The 18,188-nt window shown below is 44.1% G+C and carries 18 protein-coding genes and 1 pseudogene; 18 read left to right on the top strand and 1 reads right to left on the bottom strand.

Annotation, left to right across the window (positions count from 1 at the left end; translation table 11 throughout):
• The first annotated feature begins 5 nt into the window (after nt 1–5).
• From CHI14_RS15450 to CHI14_RS15515, 14 genes and pseudogenes are all read left to right on the top strand, one after another.
• Entirely contained in the window at nt 6–548 is a 543-nt protein-coding gene (locus tag CHI14_RS15450; protein WP_095289405.1) for a GNAT family N-acetyltransferase, read from the top strand.
• Between the two features lie 59 nt (nt 549–607).
• Nucleotides 608–1,228, top strand: coding sequence for a bis(5'-nucleosyl)-tetraphosphatase (symmetrical) YqeK (gene yqeK / locus CHI14_RS15455; RefSeq protein WP_095289406.1), 621 nt, complete (start codon nt 608–610; stop codon nt 1,226–1,228).
• Nucleotides 1,229–1,277: 49 nt separating this feature from the next.
• Nucleotides 1,278–1,670 carry an NIPSNAP family protein gene (locus CHI14_RS15460; RefSeq protein WP_095289407.1) on the top strand — a complete coding sequence of 131 codons (393 nt, stop codon included), beginning with the start codon at nt 1,278–1,280 and terminating at the stop codon, nt 1,668–1,670.
• A 190-nt stretch (nt 1,671–1,860) separates the two neighbouring features.
• The gene (locus CHI14_RS15465) at nt 1,861–2,406 is read left to right on the top strand and encodes an HAD-IIIA family hydrolase (RefSeq protein ID WP_095289408.1); all 546 of its coding nucleotides are present in this window, start codon (nt 1,861–1,863) and stop codon (nt 2,404–2,406) included.
• A 498-nt stretch (nt 2,407–2,904) separates the two neighbouring features.
• Complete coding sequence (locus CHI14_RS15470) at nt 2,905–5,346, top strand: DUF6242 domain-containing protein (RefSeq protein ID WP_170948152.1); 2,442 nt, start codon at nt 2,905–2,907, stop codon at nt 5,344–5,346.
• A 4-nt stretch (nt 5,347–5,350) separates the two neighbouring features.
• Complete coding sequence (locus CHI14_RS15475; RefSeq protein WP_212676998.1) at nt 5,351–8,086, top strand: InlB B-repeat-containing protein; 2,736 nt, start codon at nt 5,351–5,353, stop codon at nt 8,084–8,086.
• Between the two features lie 341 nt (nt 8,087–8,427).
• Nucleotides 8,428–8,901 (top strand): annotated as a pseudogene (locus CHI14_RS30845) (NUDIX domain-containing protein).
• 4 nt (nt 8,902–8,905) lie between these two features.
• Nucleotides 8,906–9,223, top strand: coding sequence for a hypothetical protein (locus tag CHI14_RS15485; RefSeq protein ID WP_141236687.1), 318 nt, complete (start codon nt 8,906–8,908; stop codon nt 9,221–9,223).
• 82 nt (nt 9,224–9,305) lie between these two features.
• Entirely contained in the window at nt 9,306–9,665 is a 360-nt protein-coding gene (locus CHI14_RS15490) for a hypothetical protein (protein ID WP_249281132.1), read from the top strand.
• Nucleotides 9,666–9,795: 130 nt separating this feature from the next.
• Nucleotides 9,796–10,833, top strand: a complete 1,038-nt coding sequence (locus CHI14_RS15495) for a glycine-rich domain-containing protein (protein WP_095289412.1) — start codon at nt 9,796–9,798, stop codon at nt 10,831–10,833.
• A gap of 15 nt (nt 10,834–10,848) precedes the next feature.
• Nucleotides 10,849–11,349: a DUF6985 domain-containing protein gene (locus tag CHI14_RS15500; RefSeq protein WP_095289413.1), complete on the top strand. Its 501-nt coding sequence runs from the start codon at nt 10,849–10,851 to the stop codon at nt 11,347–11,349.
• A 15-nt stretch (nt 11,350–11,364) separates the two neighbouring features.
• Nucleotides 11,365–11,904 carry a hypothetical protein gene (locus CHI14_RS15505; RefSeq protein WP_349290379.1) on the top strand — a complete coding sequence of 180 codons (540 nt, stop codon included), beginning with the start codon at nt 11,365–11,367 and terminating at the stop codon, nt 11,902–11,904.
• Nucleotides 11,905–12,312: 408 nt separating this feature from the next.
• The gene (locus CHI14_RS30670; protein ID WP_283163830.1) at nt 12,313–12,444 is read left to right on the top strand and encodes a hypothetical protein; all 132 of its coding nucleotides are present in this window, start codon (nt 12,313–12,315) and stop codon (nt 12,442–12,444) included.
• 60 nt (nt 12,445–12,504) lie between these two features.
• Nucleotides 12,505–12,792: an SHOCT domain-containing protein gene (locus CHI14_RS15515; RefSeq protein WP_095289415.1), complete on the top strand. Its 288-nt coding sequence runs from the start codon at nt 12,505–12,507 to the stop codon at nt 12,790–12,792.
• Between the two features lie 131 nt (nt 12,793–12,923).
• Here CHI14_RS15515 and CHI14_RS15520 read toward each other — a convergent pair whose 3' ends face one another.
• The gene (locus tag CHI14_RS15520; RefSeq protein WP_095289416.1) at nt 12,924–13,892 is read right to left on the bottom strand and encodes a cation diffusion facilitator family transporter; all 969 of its coding nucleotides are present in this window, start codon (nt 13,890–13,892) and stop codon (nt 12,924–12,926) included.
• A gap of 341 nt (nt 13,893–14,233) precedes the next feature.
• Between CHI14_RS15520 and CHI14_RS15525 the strand changes: the two genes are divergently transcribed.
• The 4 genes from CHI14_RS15525 (at nt 14,234) to CHI14_RS15540 (ending at nt 18,148) form a co-directional block, all read left to right on the top strand.
• Entirely contained in the window at nt 14,234–14,911 is a 678-nt protein-coding gene (locus tag CHI14_RS15525) for a response regulator transcription factor (protein WP_095289417.1), read from the top strand.
• Nucleotides 14,908–16,284, top strand: a complete 1,377-nt coding sequence (locus tag CHI14_RS15530; RefSeq protein WP_095289418.1) for a sensor histidine kinase — start codon at nt 14,908–14,910, stop codon at nt 16,282–16,284. Before CHI14_RS15525 ends, CHI14_RS15530 begins: the two co-directional genes overlap by 4 nt.
• A 65-nt stretch (nt 16,285–16,349) precedes the next feature.
• On the top strand, nt 16,350–17,474 hold the full coding sequence (locus tag CHI14_RS15535; RefSeq protein ID WP_095289419.1) for an ABC transporter permease: 1,125 nt from the start codon (nt 16,350–16,352) through the stop codon (nt 17,472–17,474).
• Nucleotides 17,471–18,148: an ABC transporter ATP-binding protein gene (locus CHI14_RS15540; protein ID WP_095289420.1), complete on the top strand. Its 678-nt coding sequence runs from the start codon at nt 17,471–17,473 to the stop codon at nt 18,146–18,148. Before CHI14_RS15535 ends, CHI14_RS15540 begins: the two co-directional genes overlap by 4 nt.
• Nucleotides 18,149–18,188 lie beyond the last annotated feature (40 nt).

Here is an 18,188-nt window from a genome sequence, read left to right on the forward strand (position 1 = left end):
TTAATTTGTTTCCATTTCAAGTGAATGAATCGATAGTAATCAATTTAATTAAACCGCAAGAAAAAGATGAGTTGTACACATTAATTGATGAGAACAGAATGTATCTTCGAGAATGGTTGCTATGGGTGGATAAGCGACAATCCCCAGAAGACTTAGATCCAGTAATAGAGATGTGGAAACAAAATTATGAAGATCAGAATGGCTTTGATGCTGGCTTGTGGTTCGATGGTAAACTGGTTGGAATGATCGCATTACATTATATTGATTGGAGAAATAAGGTAACTAGTATTGGGTATTTTTTAGCGGCGTCAGCGGAAGGTCAAAGGATTGTTTCAAAAAGCATCACAAGGCTACTTGATGTCTTATTCAATGAAATGAAATTAAATCGTGTAATTATACAATGTGCAGAAACTAACCTTAAAAGCAGATCGATACCAGAACGGGTTGATTTCATCAATGAAGGGATTTCTAGAGAAGCGCAATGGCTTCATGATCATTATGAGAATATTGTTACATATAGTATGTTATCGAGTGATTGGAATCGGTAAATGTCACTAATCGTGTAGGGATGGACTGTTAGCTAAATTAACGTATAGGTGGTCAAAACATGAATCCAATTCTTAAGCCATATGTATTGAATGTGGAATTATCCAGTGATCTAAGTCAAAATATTCATTCTTTCTTCGAAGCACATAATGATCAAGAAACTCTGAAACACACATTAGACGTTGCCGCAGAAGCCAAACGAGTAGCTGGATTATTTGGAGCCGACCCTGAAAAGGCAGAACAAGCGGGGTTATTACATGATATTAGTAATGTGGTTCCAATTAGTGAAATGTTAAATCTGGCGAAGGCATTATCGATCGAAATCATGGATGAAGAATATAAGTATGATAGAATCATTCACCAGAAGTTATCTAAAGCTATGGCAAAAGAAATATTCCATATCAACGATCCTGAAATACTAAGTGCAATCGAATGTCATACCACGTTTAAACCACAATCAAGTTTACTGGATAAAGTACTTTTCATTTCAGACAAGATATCTTGGAATTTACCAGGAGAGCATAGTTACCTGCAAGAGATACGAGATAAAGTAAATGAATCCAAACTCAATGATGGAATACTCATCTATCTGAACCAAGTATGGGAACAACGTTCCAAGCTTAAATTAGTACATCCCTGGCTTATAGCAGCAAGAGAAGAATTGATGGACTTGAATAGATAAGTCCTTAACAATTGTTAACAAGCAACAAATTTACATGAGAGGTGCGAAAATGATATATCGGAGAAAAACCTATGTTCTAGCATCTTCATTTGTTACAGAGTTTAATGCTTTATTTAATGAAATCCTACTACCTTCGCAACTGAAATACGGAGCAAGACTAATTGGTAGATGGCATACCTTTATCGATGACGAAACGAGTGAGATTTTTGCTATGTGGGAATACGATACGATTGAACAATATGAAGAGATTGAAACGAAGATTAAATTGGATAAAGAGCATGTATCACGAGTTCAAGAGCGGTTTGATCAGATGGGTAGACATAGATATAAAGAAATATTTCGAGAAGGAATCAAGCAGGAATTTTTCATATCGACAGTTGATAGGAAGAAAACAATTTTACAGACACTCAGTGCTGATATTACCAATAGCACTTACGATTGAAAAATCACCAAAACAAATATTTTCAAATAAATCACTTTGTGGATACGGTTATCTATGCTCTATTGAAGAAGCAGTTTCTACATCCTTGATTTCTTCCGTTGTATTCCTTGGAAAATCAGCATGAACGCCATTAAGAAATGCAAAAATAACATGATTTTATTCCGGTAGTTAACGGAGAAAGGAATAAACCATGATCAAACCAAATTTGGACATACAAGCTGTTTTTATGGACAGAGATGGAACCATCGGTGGCACAGGACACTTTATTCATCCTAGAGATTTTGAGTTATACCCTAATGCACAAGAAGCTATAGCACTTCTAAAGAGAAATGGAATTAAGGTATTTGCTATAACGAATCAGTATCGGATATCGCGTGGAGAGGCAACGATCCAAGAGTTTGAAGAACAATTTAATGAATACGGATTCGATCAATCCTATATTTGCCCACATGAACAAGAATGCAGCTGCCGTAAACCCAAACCGGGCATGTTGTTAGAGGCTTCACAGCAACATCATTTAGATTTATCAAGATGTATCGTTATTGGTGACGTAGGTGATACGGATATGCTTGCAGCTCACGCAGTAGGAGCCATGAAGGTTCTTGTAAGAACAGGCTGGGGAGAATCTTCATTAACAACGTACAGAAACAAGTGGAAGGAAACAGAACCTGATTACATAGCAGAAGATATTTTAGATGCAGTTCATTGGATCATCCAAGCCAAACTGAAGAATTGAAATAGGAGAGAGTGCTCATGTTGAGCCCCATTTTATGCTGGAATAGGATGGTGCGGTTCTTGTGCGCGCGGAGAAGTATTTTAACGGGGATGAGGTATCTGAAGAGGATACAATACTCATCTATTTGAACCGTGTATGGGAACAATTAATGAAGTAGAGCTAAGCGGATTTCAGATTTGATATCATTTGAGCAAGCGCCATGGGAATGCATTCCATGGCTTTTTTTGATGGGTGGCTGGAAGATGAGAACGTCATGTTCAGAATCGGTTCAGAATCGTAGTTTATAATCTACGTGAAATTACTAATTGAAATGCACATGAGGGGGAACATGAACTGTAAGGAGCACTGAACCAAAAATGGCCTAAGGAAACTAACGAGTCGGGAAGAAAATTTAACAATCCATTAATTAGAGAAAGATTAGGCATAGGGGGTAAGAAGATGGAAACTTTAAAACGGGGGCTAGTGATGGTACTTGCATCCCTGATAATGGTGGTGTTCATGACGCCGAATTATGCGCAAGCTGTTTCTGGCGAATGGGAGCAGGTGAGTCCATTCCCTACGGCTAATTCGATCAGTGATGTAGCCTATGGCAACCACCAATTTGTTGCTGTGGGACGTAATCAAGTCATTATTACATCCACTGACGGAAAGAATTGGGTGGTCTCGGACCATCCACAGGCAGTGAATTCCAACCTAGCAAGTATCACTTACGGTAATGGTAGATTTGTCGCAGTTGGATCAAGTGGTTTGATAGTAACACTAGAAGATGGTGAGACTCAGTGGAAAACACAGAGACAGAGTATCACCTCTTACGCTATAACTAGTGTTGTCTTTGCCAACGGGAAGTTTTTAGCAGTAGGGGCCAATGGAATTGTTATGACATCCACAGACGGGATAACTTGGACGGGGCAGCCGGTAACCAGTACATATCATATGAGTGTTACTTACGGCAAGAATAAATTTGTTGGTGTCGGGCAAAGAGGATCTGTGATCCAATCTGCCGATGGAACAATTTGGAGCACAGCAACAGTCAACAATACCTATATGTTTAACGGAGTAACTTATGGCAACAACAAATTCGTAGCTGTTGGTCAAGGTGGTTTGATTGCCACATCCAGTGACGGTAACAGTTGGACACCCGCAACCAGCAATTCCTCTGTCACGTTTAACAAAGTGACTTATGACAGCGTCAATAATTTATATGTCGCAGTCGGTGGAGGAGGCACCATTGTGACATCGGTTAACGGAACAAATTGGACAGTTCAAACGACAGGTACTATCAAAGATCTTAATGGTGTTTTTGCTAAGGATGGTCTCATTTTTGCTGTTGGTTACAGTGGTGTGATCTTAACCTCTAATAATGGAATATCTTGGACAGACCAGTTGAAGGGAACAGCTGCAGGTCTTGAAAGTCTGACTTATGGCAATGGCATGTTTGTGGCAGCTGGTTATGAAATGATAGGATCGACGAGTCTGATAGGTGCAATTTACACATCTGAAGACGGACAAAATTGGGTGAACCGAAAAACGGCAGTTTTTCCATATAAACGAGATTATATTAGTAGTGTTAGCTATGGTAACGGGAAATTCATAGCCGTAGGCTATAAAGAGCTTTCAGGACTCTCAAATACTGCGCTTATTATGACCTCATCTAACGGAGTATCTTGGACAGAGAAACTATTAGATGATGGAGCGCTCTTGGATAGCGTATATGGTGATCATCAATATGTGACTGTAGGGGCTTTTGGCAAAATAATGACTTCACCGGATGGTGAAACTTGGACGAGCCGAACAAGTGGAGTGTCAGTTCCGCTTACGGATATTAGTTACGGTAATGGTTTATATGTTGCCGTAGGCGGCAGTACAGTTGTGACATCGCCTGATGGGGTTACATGGAAGGAACAACCGAGTGACTCTTCACGGTATATATATGACATCGCATACGGTAACGGTTTGTTTGTTGCCGTTGGACCAAGCGGGAAAATCATCACTTCTTCCAACGGGGAAAACTGGAGTCCTGTAACGAGTACGGTAAATAGTGTGCTCCAAGGCATAAATTATGACAGGAATGGATTTAAAGTTACTGGGAACTCTGGAGTCCTGCTTACTTCACCGGATGGTATCACTTGGACCAAGCAAATAAGCGGGACAAAGGTTGACCTGCGCGGCAGCATCTCAAGCGGAAGCGAGGATGTAGTGATAGGTTTGGATGGACTTATTTTGCGAAAATCGGTTATGAACAGCACGCTCAATCCTACAACCGCTTCTTTTGACAAAAACAGTTTATCTGCAGATTACAAGGATATTGAAACAGAAGTCGTCTTCAATGGGAATGAATTGACTGGAATCGAAAATGGCGCCGAGAAGCTCGTATTGGACAACGATTACAAGATTATTGCGGGTACTGTGACGATCAGTAAGGAGTATTTGGCCAAACAAGCAGAAGGAACAATAGACCTGAACTTCATCTTTAGTACAGGAGCTTCACAGAAGCTGGTGGTGACTATCAGTGACACTACCCCGAAGGTCGTGACGGTTAGCTATTTACCAGGGGCACATGGATCAATTGATAGCTCAAGCGAGCAGGTAGAGATTGGCGGACATCCAGTAAACGTGCCGACAGTCACGCCTGCTAAGGGGTACCATTTTGCAGGATGGAGCAGCGATGGTGGCATCACTAAGCTTAGTAGTCATGAAGTAGGTGCCTCCACAGCAACAACGAATGTAACGTATACTGCACAGTACACAGCGTTTGTTATGGGGGATGCAGATGGCGACGGTAAAGTGACTGCTGCTGACGCACTTTTGTTAACCAAATACATGAAAGGCAAGATTACACTTACGCCGGAGCAATTGCATGCGCTTGACATGAATGGTGATGGAAAATGGGACGATGAGGATGTTAAAGCGATTCTTGCCATCGCCGTGGGAAAGGGATGATATGATGGCTTGGAAAAAATGGATCTCAATAATGATGGCAGTCGTTGTATTTTTGACTTTTGGAACAATGGGTTATGCCGAATCCAGTTCGGATGCAGCTTCAAACTCCATGAAGGTAAGCAGTGAACAAGGGTATCCCGGAGATTTTGTTGACGTTTCGGTATATTTAACACCGGAGGATTTGATCAACCACTATGACATTTCGATTGGATTTGATGAATCCAAGTTGGCGTTAGTACCTGGAAATGAAGTGACAGATGAACTGGGGATCATTACTGATGAAGGAGGTTTTGAATCCGATTATTCTAGTAATGGGATGATCAACATCAAGGCTAATCCAGTATACATTACAGAAGCGGACACCAAGGCATTCACCCTTCATTTCAAGATCGTGGACTCTGCAGAGCCTGGCGATTGGAACTTGAATGTGCTCAAACATGATCTATACGAGGGTAACGAGCTCGCTTCCACCACAGTCGAGGCTGGGAAAGTGACAGTAATGACACCAAGTACAGCTAAGCATAATGTGACATTCGACTCACAGGGAGGCAGTATTGTAGAGAGTGTGACTAACGTGGAAAGCGGCAGAACAATCAGTGCTCCGCCATCGCCAACGAAGGCAGGCTACACGTTTGCAGGCTGGTACAAAGATGAGTCCGTTGCGGATGCGTGGAACTTCGAAGAAGATACGGTAATGTCCGATTTGATGCTGTATGCGAAATGGACGCGGCACGCAGTGCAAATTGAGATTGGCTCGGTGAGCGGAACAGCTGGCTCTACGGTGGACGTACCAGTCACAGTGACCGACTCAACTTATGGAATAGCGGCCTATAGCCTACAGCTTGATTATGACACAGAAGCTTTGGAAGTAACGGGTGTTACTGGAGATGCTGGTGATTATTTTGATTTCAATTACGATAACGATACAGGCTGGCTCAAAACAGTAGGGGTAGATAATGATGGGGGAGATACGCCGATCCTGGCCGGAGAGAGAATGTTCACGGTTAGCTTTAAGGTGAAGAGCGAGGCAGTGTTAGGCGAGAAGGCACTGACAGTGCAGACGGAAGATTCCGCTTCATTCTCCATCATGGATGAATCAGGGCTAGAGATGAACAAAATGCTGACCCCTGGCAAGGTAACCGTAATCGAGGGACCTGTACAACATACAGTTACATTTAACTCGCAGGGAGGCAGCGAGGTTACCAGTATCTCTAATGTAAATAGTGGCATGACAATCAGTGCTCCGACAGCACCGACGAGAACGGGTTACACATTTGCAGGCTGGTACCAAGAAGCAGCGGGTACGAATGTTTGGAATTTTGCGACGGATATGGTCACCTCGGATATGACATTGTATGCGAAGTGGACAAGCAATGGTTCTAACAACTCAAACAACTCAAACAACTCAAACAATTCGAATAATACAAATAACCCTGGCATGCCATCCGTTCCAAGCACGTCTTCTGGCGATAAAGAAGATGGATTTAAAGTCATTGTGGACGGTATTGTGAAAGACCAAATTGCTACAGGATCGACAGCCAAAGAGAACGGGAAATCCGTACTGACAGCTACGATTGATTCGTTCAAGCTTCTTGATCAGCTCAAGCAGGCGGCTGACAAATCTACCGTGGTCATTCCCGTAACCGCAAGTATGGACAAAGTACTAGTGGTTTTGACGGGTGAAGCAGTAAAAAGTATGGAAAACAAGCAATCAATTTTGGAGGTACAGACGCCTAACGGTACCTACAAGCTGCCTGCCGGGCAAATAGCTATCGATGACGTATCCTCAAAACTGGGCAAACAGGTTAAACTATCTGACATTGTTGTTCATGTGGAGATTGCCAAGAGTGATGAGGCCGTAGCCGCTCTTGCAGTAACTGCTGCTGCTCAAGGAGGCTTTGAGGTTGCTGCCTCGCCGGTCACATTTAATGTAACAGCTTTCTATAGCGGTAAAACGGTAGCTGTTGAGCAATTTACCAGCTACGTGGAACGCGAAATTCCGCTTCCTGTTGGTATTGATATAAGTAAGGTGACGACGGCAGCCGTGCTGAATTCAGATGGCAGCATACGCCATGTTCCGACCTTTATCACCAGTCGTGAAGGGAAAAGTTATGCGACCGTAAACAGTCTAACCAACAGCGAATATTTTCTGATCTGGAGTCCGAAGACTTTCGCAGATGTGGAAAGTCACTGGTCGAAGCAGGCCGTTAATGATATGGCTTCCCGATTGATTATCAAAGGTAAGGATAAGAATCATTATGAACCTAATGCTGTCATTACCAGAGCAGAACTTACAGCTATTATGGTTCGCGCATTGGGCTTATCTGAGACTGGCAGCGAGAGTGTGTTCACCGATGTTGTGCCTAGTGATTGGTATGCAGGTGGTATCGCCAAGGCTGTTGAATATGGCTTGATTGAAGGCTATAAGAACGGGACTTTTGCTCCGAACCAGAACATTACTCGGCAGGAAGCAATGGTGATCATGAGCCGTGCGATGAGATTGGCAGGTCTAGAAGCAGACGTAACTAATTCAGACTCGCTGCTGTCTGCGTTTGCAGACCAAGCAACGGTTGCATCCTGGGCGAAGCAGGCCATGGCTGCAGCTGTGAAGAGCCGACTTGTGGAAGGATCGAATGAAGGTTTAATGCCAACAAAGAATCTTACCCGAGGCGAAACGGCAGCGTTAGTACAACGACTTTTAATAGAAAGCAAACTAATCGACAACCCAAATAACAAATAAAATAATACGTTAATCAAGTACAAAACCAGTTTCTATGTTTTGAATAGAGGCTGGTTTTGTTCTATTCCCAAGCTTTTCTGGCGATGGAAGCAGAGCATGGTTCTCTTTCTAAATGTAAGTCAGTTGAAGTTTCACCATACTTGGGGAACACTTCTTGTATATATTTGTAATGAAATATAAAATATATCATATTGAGTTCGGTGACGATATCGTATGTCAGGACCATATCATAGTTTCAAAGAATTTAAGTCTGACAATTGAAGCATAGGACTGACAATAAAACGAAGGAAGATTGTTGTTCAGTTGTAGCATTTATATGTCTAACGGGAGGTACTGCAATTATGAGCATATCTGATTACTATAAGAACCTTAGAGCTAAGATTGGGAATGAGCTCATATTTATGCCAGGTGTGGCTGGTATTATCCGAAATGAACAAAGAGAGATCCTATTTGGACGTAAACACAATGAATCAACTTGGGGATTAATTGCAGGGGCAATTGAGATTGGAGAAACACCGGCTCAAGCGATGATTAGAGAAGCATTGGAGGAGACAGGTCTTGTCATTCAGCCTGAAAAGATCATTGGCGTCTACGGCGGATAAGGTCAACGTTTTACATATCATAACGGACATCAAGTTGAATATTTAACCATTGTATTTGAATGCAGAATCCAATCGGGGCAATTAACATCAAATAATGAAGAGATGAAGGATTTGCAATTTTTCCCTGAGCATGAACTTCCACCTTTAGTCAATCATTATCCGGATTATATTTTCAGTTCCAATCAAGAAGAACGAGCGCATTTTGATATATAATCCAATGAACTTATTAGCTAAGAAAATGAATGGAATCGAAGTTGAATGGACGACCAGTACGTTTGGATATGTATCGATTCCGGTATTTGTGACAGGTATAGTGGCTTATTTCTTTCCCGATATTCTTTATAAACTATTTGTTCTGATGAGATATCGAGGAATAAAGCCGAATAGCGAATTTGAAGAAAACTTGCCGAGCATGGAACTCCCTAAGACGATTGAAGTAATATTAAAAGTATTAGGGTGCATCATGGCGATTCTGGGTTTCATATGGTTCTGGTTTTCAGAAGAATTTTACCGATTGTGGTTTGAAGAATACTGACCGATTTACGTCAATAAAGTATAAGAAAAGAAACTACCTTTAGATGTGGGGATGTGAATTGGTGATATTAGTGTCTTCGATATTGTTTACTGTCCTAATTCTGATTGTCATTCTCTTTCAAGTGGCACTCGCTGCAGGTATGCCGTGGGGAGAGGCGGCGATGGGTGGGAAGTTTCCCGGGAAATATCCTACACCAATGCGCTTTTCCTGTTTGCTGCAGATCACTATTCTCGTATTCATTGGTTTAGTTGTACTGAGTAGAGCGGGTGTGTTATTGCCTGAGTGGTCTTCATTTGCAGATACAGCAATTTGGTTTATTGTTGGGTATCTGGTGCTGGGAACAATCCTAAATCTCATAACACGCAGCGTGTGGGAACGAAGAATCTGGGCTCCGGTAACGCTACTGCTTCTTATTACCAGTTTGATTATTGCCTTATCTTAACAATGAGTAGCTAAACCAAGGGCCCTGGCATGTATGCCTAAGGGCTCTTTAATATATTCGAATCGTCATTTATACTAATGGTAGTTTCACCCATACATAGAAATGAACAACGGAGAGGAGAGGCTTTATTATGCCTATCTACTACTACATTGCAGCAGGGTTACTGGTGGTTGCAGCCTTTGTTATTCGGCGCAGGATCAGAGTTTTTCGTTCGAAGGGAAGACGCAGCAAGTACTCGAAAGTTACGTATAGACGCAAAAAATTGCCTGTGAATCTAGGACTGCGTAATGACATTTCTTATGAGAAAACCGTTCGACAATTGGAAAATAGCTTTAATAAGCATTTTTCGAATAAACTTAGGCTTCGTATGGAGCAGGAACATCCCCACATAAAAAAACTGGAGTATCGATGGAAGCTGCTCGAGCTTAAAAGATACTTCGTTATGGCATCTCTGCTGAAACAGGTCCCGATGTTTAGCGATGAGGTAGACGAGTTATGGCACGAAATGCTGATGTTTACCAAATCCTACGCTGATTTTTGTACAGAATTTATGGGTTCCACGGTACATCATGAGCCGGCAGTTTCCCGCCGTGAGAATCCAGGCGCACGTGCATGGTTTGACTGGGTATATTGTCAATTATTCGAGTTCACTCCATATAGCTCCGCAATCTGGGGGGAGTTCTTCAATTACCCAATATCTGGTGAACTGCAGAAACTGATCGCTCAGGGAGATCGAACTGAATTGGTGAATCAATTTTTCCACGCGAGACGCATGCAGGAAGATCCTGAAGCAGCACAGGTCATTTCTTATTTGATGGATAGGCTGCAGAGATCGGCAAGTCTAAACGAACAAGAGCTATCCCTCGAATCCTCGGGTACAGCCGATGTGGCTCTTATCATGGCGAGTGCCATGGTATATCACTCCATGTATCATGAGGCAACGTACGGAGTGCACATGGGTCGTCTCGAACAGGAACTTATCCCACCGGAAAAGGCAGCCCAAGGGGCTTCGTCAAGCAGCAGTTGTTCAAGCAGTTCAAGCTGTTATGCCGATCACTGTAACGACAGCAGCGGTTCCTCTGGAGATTCCGGGTCATCTTCGGGTTCGTCTTCCGATTCTTCCTGCAGCTCATCCAGCTGCTCATCTTGTGGCGGAGGCGGAGATTAATGAAGGAGGGATCGTATGACGGAAAGATTTCATTTGGAACGTGTTGGCGTAGAAGAGCCATCAGATGAGAATCGGGTCTCTGGATACGGGCTGCTTGAGTTGTTCCAATCCGAGGTGGAGTATCGATTTAATACGGAAGACATCAGTGTAGAAGAAGCAGAGTGGTATATCCAAAATGTGCTGAATCGCTTGCCGGATGAAACGGTTAACGACATATGCAACCGGGCATATGAATGGAAAACAGAGAAAATGTCGAGTGATACGGCGGACTACCCTGCAGGCTTGGCCGAAGTGGAGGGCAGGGGGATTCTCACGTTCATGGCGGTTGGCGAAGTTGAACTTTATCGGAATCCGGCTGATCCGAAGGATAAGATCCTGGGAGCCATACTAGGTGGCAGCACAGATTGGGACACGGAGAATGGTATGGAGATTGTTATGCTTGGTCATCAGGTTCTTGAAGTGCGTGAGTATTTGGGGTATGGCGAATTTGCCATCTGGACTGAATCGGATGAGTAGTAATGGTTATAAGGGGTGAGCACAATCGGAAATACCATTTCAATGCCTGAACATGCTGTACCAGTGATCGAATCCATCGGAATGTCCAATGGGTTAACATCAGTGTTTATAGAAGTGCTCTCCATTAGTGGCTCGATGCTCGCCAGGACGAACCGTGAAAGGGAGATGACCATCTGGTTGGCCCAGAGGGATCAGTCCGTCGTGGGCATCGGAACGGTCGGCTTCGACATCGATGAGATGCCTTGGTCCATAGATACCTTTGAAGAGGAAAAGGATTTTATGCTCCGCATGATTATACATGCTATTGCTGGAGCGGGGTGGGAGAGGTTGAGTTTTAAACCGCGAAAAGAGTCGCTCATACCCTGCTTGGAGCAATTTCAGACCATGATTCATGCGTTCAATAAAGAAGATGTTAATCTGGACAACTATCTGGAATGGTCCGAGATTGAAGAGGATGATGATCGACCGACAATCCCGCCAGGATACCCGAAATGTGCAAAACATGATGTGTACTTGTCTTGCCATGGCTGCGTTTTATGTAATAATGGAAGTTAGGGGAGACGACAGACGATCTGAGAACCATATAATGAATTGAGATGGATCAGCATGATAAGCCCTCAAATTAACTGCAGTCTTAGTTTATTTTATGATTGTTGTACCGTAAGGAGGATTAGCATTGCGAAGCTCGAAATTCACACCGTATTTAAGTTTTATTGGATTTGGTTTATTCATTCTTACACTGATCGTACATTTGAGTTTTAGATTTAGGTTAGGTTTAGATGAAGGTTCACTTATGCTCTTATCGGTAGCTAATGCGGTACTACTCGTTTTCACTTTGTTATGGGGTATATTTGGGGCAATTGAATTTGCTCTGTTATGGAGAGAGAACAAAAGAATAAGAACTAGGTTCGAACGTGGAAGAATGAGTAAAGAAGAATAAGAACTAGGTTCGAACGTGGAAGAATGAGTAAAGAAGAATATGGGGAGCAGGCTAAGAGATTCAAAACAAGCTTCGTAATTAACATCAGCTATCTTGTTATTCTTTTGTTCCAACTTGGTTATGTCATTATGAATTGGGACGAAGTAGATATTTAGTTTTTTAACAAGTATTTAAGATTTCAATAAGAAGGTACATAATGTTTAGGAGGAATTATTTTGAAAGTATTGTCGATCATTGGGGTCGTGTTGTTCACATCAACGTTTTTTGCGATATTCAGTTTAGGGCCAATAGATCCAGATGGAGCAGCAATATTTGGGCTGTTAACGATGTTGTATGCAATACCTTTTTCAATTGTTGTTTTGGTTAGAGCAAATAAATTAAAGAAGCCGCCCGTTAATGTTCATGAACAACTTTTGCAATTAGGAGAGTTGAAGGAAAAAAACATCATAACTGACTTTGAATTTGATCAAAAGAAACAGAAACTACTCTCTAAGTACAAGTAATCCAGAAGTTTTGGTAGATTAGTGTTCGGGCCAACGGATAACAGAAGACAGATATACACAAAACAAAAACAGGGCATTCCCTTGAGGGAATCAGCCCTGTTTTTGTTTTATTGCTAAATCTTGCACCATTCTCAATGGTGATGATGTGCGTGCGCATCAGGTGCGTCGCCCTTAACCGTACATAATACTGAACTGTCGTGAAGGTGGTTCTCAGACTCTACCTGCAAGGTGACATGCTTGATATCTTTGTGCTCCAGCATATGTTCGATCTTTTGCACAAGCGTTTCAGCTTCATAGATGGTCAATGTTCCATCGACCACAATATGAGCGGTCAGTGCATTCAGGTTACTAGTGATGGACCATACATGCACATCGTGAACACCATGGACACCGTCTACTTTTTTTATCGTTTGCACAAGATCATTGACATCCACATTCGCCGGAGTGCCTTCCATCAGAATATGCAGGGAAGATTTGGTTACGAAGAACCCGCTTCGCAGCACCAGCACGGCCACAATTACGCTTGCAAGTGGATCTGCCCAGCCCCAGCCGAAGAACATCATTAGCAGTGCTGCCGCTATGGCCCCGATGGACCCCAGCATATCGCTGATGACATGCAGGTAGGCACCTCGCATATTGAGGTTATTCTCCGTGTCGCTGCCGCGCATCATGATCCAAGCAACAAGAATGTTTACGAGCAATCCAACGATGCTGATGATCAGCATGCCGAACGTGGCTACTTCCGGTGGATGGATGAAGCGCCCGATCGCTTCGTAAAAGATGTACAGGGAGATGGCTATTAAGGTAATTCCGTTTAAGGTAGCGGCCAAAATCTCAAATCGTCTATAACCGTAGGTTTTGCCAGTATTGACTGCTTTTTCACCAAAGGTAAACGCCAGTAAGGCAATCCCCAAAGCGACTGCGTCTGACAGCATATGTCCTGCATCGGAGATGAGGGCCAGACTGTTGGTCACAAAGCCGCCTACAGCTTCTACGATCATATACAGCGTAATGATAATGAAGGAAAACAGTAGCACTTTCTTGTTGTTGGGATGAGCATGATGGTGTCCATGGTCGTGATTGTGGTGATGTCCGGACATACGAGATCCTCTCCTTTGGAGCATGGCTCCGTTATGTAATAATGATGATTGCTATTGTGGCTTAGGATATCCCTTGCATGAATCTAATTAATCAAATGAATATATGAGCGTTCGTTCATATGTTATGGTTTTATTATAGATGTGCCTAATAATAGTGTCAACCAGATTCAACAAAATATAAACACGAAAGCATTGCTTCCAGTGGTGTGCTGGCGAACGCCTTGGCTTTTGTGCTACCATCTGTGCAGGATCCATGTGCGGAAGTACTCGTTACAAAAAATTCGAACCAATGGATATGATCATTATACATTCAACTTAGAAACAGAGGGGCGGACAACGATATGAAACACCTGCTTCTGGCGGACGATGACGCCAACATTAGAGCACTCCTTCGGCATGTCATGACCAAAGAGGGGTATCAGGTGCATGAAGCGCAGGATGGGATGGAAGCGGTCAAGCTAATCAAAGAAACACCGATTGATCTGGCGATCCTGGACGTGATGATGCCAGGCATGGACGGACTGGAGCTATGTGATTTCATCCGGCAGCAGTATGACATACCGATTGTGCTGCTAACGGCAAGGGACCAGCTATCCGACAAGAGGGAGGGCTATCTGAAAGGCACGGATGAATACGTGACGAAGCCGTTCGAACCCGAAGAGTTGATTTACAGGGTCAAGGCACTGTTTCGCCGTTATCACCGCACGTCAAGTGATATCATCCGCATGAATCGCATTGTGATTGACCGGAATAACGTGGAGGTATCTGATGGTCAATCCATTCTGTTTTTGCCCATGAAGGAGTTCGAGTTGCTCTCCCAGCTGGCACAATATCCAGGTCGTTTATTCTCGCGAGATGAATTAATTAGACTTGTCTGGGGCGCAGATTACGAAGGGGATGACCGTACGGTGGATGTGCACATCAAGCGGTTACGTGATCGGTTTGCTGATTATACAGATGACTTTGTCATTCATACCGTACGGGGGATCGGTTACAAGATGGAGGTGAAAACCCGGTGAGGACTTTGTATGTTCGAGTCTTCCTCATTACGATCGCTGTCATTGTAGTCAGCGGCATGCTGGGTTTTCTTTTATCCAATATCTATTATCATGCGAAGCTTAAGTCTTTCAATGACGAGAAGCTGGTAGGCATCGCCATGCAAATGAAGCAGTTTGTAGAGCGGGAGCCAGACATGATGCAGCCGTATCTGGACAATGCCGCAGCTCTCGGTTACGAGATCTATGTGACAGATGGCAAGGGGAATGATGAATTCTACGGTAGCGAGTTCCGCGAGAAGGATCTGGACAAGCGAGCTGTAGATATGGTGCTTGACGGTGAGGTCTACCATGGTGTTGCCCAGTTTCCAAGTAAACCCTTCATTACGGGTTTCTTTGACAATCAGTTAAGCAATACCGTTGGTGTTCAACTACAGATCGGAAATACAAGTTATGGCCTGTTTATGCGCCCGGACGTCATTTTGCAATTTGGCGAACTGCGTATCTTTTTTGCGCTGATTGGGGCACTTACAGTAGGTATTAGCATCTTGATCTTTCTCATCAGTACGCGCTACTTGGTCAATCCAATTGAACGTCTGTCGGAGGCAACCAAGCGTATTGTACAGGGGAACTATAATCTGAAATTACCAACGAAGAGGCGAGATGAGATTGGACAGCTTGCTCAGCACTTTATGACTATGAGTCGTGAGCTGGAGCGGGTAGATCAGGCTCGTCAACAGTTTGTATCGAACGTCTCGCATGAGATTCAATCGCCACTAACCTCGATCCAGGGTTTTGCCCAACTGCTCTCAGATCGGGATCTTCCTGAACAGGAGAGGGAGCACTATGCATCCATTATTGAGGAAGAGAGCCGCCATCTCTCGTTGCTCAGTAAACAGCTGCTTCTGCTGTCATCCCTCGAACAAGGCCAAGAGGATCTGATTATAGAGAAGTTCTCTCTGCGCGATCAATTCCGTCAAGCCGTTCAGGTGCTGCAATGGCAGCTGGAAGAAAAGGAACTGCTGCTCCGGATATCAGTACCCGAATCCATCCAGCTGGTTGGTAATGAAGTACTGTTCATGCAGGTATGGATGAATCTGCTGGGTAATGCAGTGAATCATCTTCCGCAAGGAAGAAGCATCGAGATCCGAGCAGAGCAGACCGATACACATTGCGTAATCCAAATACGGGATACAGGAGATGGGATTGCGGCAGAGCATCTGCCATTCCTGTTCGATCGTTTCTATAGGGTGGACCGTGCACGGGAGCGTTCTTCTGGTCGAACCGGGCTCGGGCTGGCCATTGTGCAGAAAATTGTCCGGATTCATGACGGTACAATTGAAGTCTCCAGTTCGGCCGAAGGTACGGTCTTCATTGTGACTCTTCCGCAGATGTAATCTGTTATTCATTTGCCGTTCATTTTCACCTCCTATACTTGGTTTATCAAGAGGAGGTCAGAGATATGTACTTGGCTATTAGAGAGATGAGGTTTGCCAAAGGGCGGTATGCGTTAATTGCTACCATTATGGTACTGGTTTCATTTTTGGTACTGTTTGTTACAGGTCTTGCGCAGGGGCTGGCGTATGACAACGCCGCGTCGATCAAAAATATGGCAGCAACCCATTTCGTTCTCGAACAGGATTCTAATCATCGTTTTACCCGGTCACAGGTGAATCAGGATCAGCTTGAACAGTCGCGCTCGGTGGTAGGACAAGAAAATGCAGAGCCGCTGGGTGTGAAAATGACAACCGTTAGTCCGGCTGACGACACCAAGAAAATAGATGTCACTCTGTTTATGGTGAACCCAGAAGGCTGGCTTGCGCCAACCGTCACTGAAGGAGTTCCGATTGCGGAGCAGAAGGACGGACAAGTTGTAGTGGATCAAAAGCTGTCAGAGTCCGGCGTGACCATTGGGACCGTTCTGGTCGATCAAGCGTCGGGGATAGAGTGGACAGTCGGTGGATTTGTGCAAAATGAGTCCTTTAGCCACTCGCCGGTCGTGTTCCTGAATGAACAGGAATGGCTTGCATTGCAAGGAAGTTCGCGTACCAGTCCAGATACAGCGGGCAATAATGTTTCATCATACAATGCCATTGCCATTAAGGATGCTGGTGTGAAGGTTGACAGCCTGAGTGCTGCACTGCCGAATGCGGAAGTGATTACGAAATCCGAGGCGGTATCGGCCATTCCTGGCTATAAGGAAGAGCAGGGCTCGCTGCTCATGATGATCGCCTTTTTGTTTGTCATCTCGGCGTTTGTACTCGCGGTATTTTTCTACGTCATCACCATTCAGAAAACGAGTCAATTTGGCATTTTGAAGGCCATTGGGACGCGCAATGCGTATCTGGCTGGCAGTGTGTCATTACAAGTATTACTTTTGTCCGTCGGCAGTTTGGTGATCAGTGTTCTGCTAGTCCGACTGTTTGAGTCCATCCTGCCAGCTTCGATGCCGTTTCAATTAGGCTTGTCCACCCTGGCACTAACCTGCATTGTATTTGTAATCATGTCTGTGGCCGGTTCGTTATTCTCGGTGTGGAAGGTTGCCAAAATTGATGCGCTTGATGCGATTGGGAGGACAGCAGCATGAGAAACCGATTGATATTACAGGGAATTACACAGACTTTTGAGGATGGCGGGGTTAAACGTACGATTTTGGATCAGCTGGATCTTGAAGTTGCCGAGGGAGAACTTGTTGCGGTTATGGGTCCTTCCGGGTCAGGCAAAAGTACATTCTTATCCATAGCAGGTGCACTCCTTGAACCAACGGAGGGGCAGGTTCTGCTGGATGGTGTATCGATCATGGGCAAAAATAAGCAGGACATTTCCGATGTGAGGCTTCAGCAGCTCGGTTTTATTTTTCAAAGCGCCAATCTCATTCCTTATCTGAAAGTGGAAGAACAGCTGATGGTCGTTGCGAAGCTTGCCGGAACGGACAAGAACAAGGCCGCGAAGCGAGTGGATGAGCTGCTTCATAAGGTAGGCTTATCTCACCGTCGTAAAGCATATGCCGAGAAGTTGTCTGGCGGGGAACGTCAGCGGGTTGCCATTGCGCGGGCGTTGATGAATGATCCGGCTGTGCTGCTGGCGGACGAACCGACAGCCAGCCTGGATGCGGAACGGGGGCTCGATATTGTTGGCATGATTGCGAAGCTGGTTGCAGAGCAGGGCAAGAGTGCAGCAATGGTTACGCATGATGAGCGGGTTCTTCCGCTGTGTAATCGGGTTCTCTTTTTGGAAAACGGGAAACTAGTGCACAAATAAGGCGCATACCTTGAGACGATATTGTTCTCTGAATCTATGA

This window comes from Paenibacillus sp. 7516 (genome assembly GCF_002272715.1).
GTDB lineage: Bacteria > Bacillota > Bacilli > Paenibacillales > Paenibacillaceae > Paenibacillus > Paenibacillus illinoisensis_A.